Annotated in this window: 1 pseudogene; it reads right to left on the bottom strand. The window is 48.7% G+C overall.

The features are described 5' to 3' along the window. Positions 1–719, bottom strand: a pseudogene (locus R7Z77_RS25500) (tandem-95 repeat protein); the annotation flags it as partial.

Below are 719 nucleotides of genomic sequence, written 5' to 3'. Positions count from 1 at the left end.
CACCATCAGCGGTTGGAACATCGTTATTGAGATCATCAACAGGCTGCTTGTTCGCATCAAGACCAAGTGTTCCAGTAATATCGACTGTGACATCTGGCGTGATGTTGCGATCCAACGGCTGGTCGCCTGCCGAGCTTGGCACGTCAGCAACTGGCAGAATTTGCACCGGAATCAGTTCTGTGGACGATTTTTCATCTGCAGAGCCCGTATCTTTAGTCACAAATCTCACAGGCAAAACGAAGTCGCCAGCATAATCTTCAGCCACGCGCATCGTTAAGCCTTCAAGGCCAACAATGTTTCCGCTTGCGTCGATATCCGCTTGGAATACGTATTTGCCGTTAATGAAATCAACGTCCGTACCCGTAATGATTAGGCCCGGCGGAATACCAGGTGAAGATGGGTCAATGATGATGGTCAATACGTCTTCCACACCATCAGGATTGATCACATCAATCTTGGAAGTAAGCTGAGCACCAAGATCGACAAAGTTGTCTTCTGAGCCTTCAATTTGTACGTCATCGGTCACGTCAATTTCGGCCGCGACACTGGTTTGCGGGGTAAGAACCGTTGGGAACTCCAACACCACGTCCGTTTGTCTTATTTCAGTTGCGTCTTTTTCAACCGAGTCTTCACCTAAGTCATTCACACGCGCGTAAATCGTCAAACCAATTTGCGATAAACCGCCGTTATCACCATTGTCAGTGTCGTCGTTCGGCGTC

It is taken from the genome of Vibrio sp. 1401, assembly GCF_033340295.1.
The sequence above is the reverse complement of the archived record's forward strand: the minus strand, read 5'-3'. Positions and strand labels throughout refer to the sequence as shown.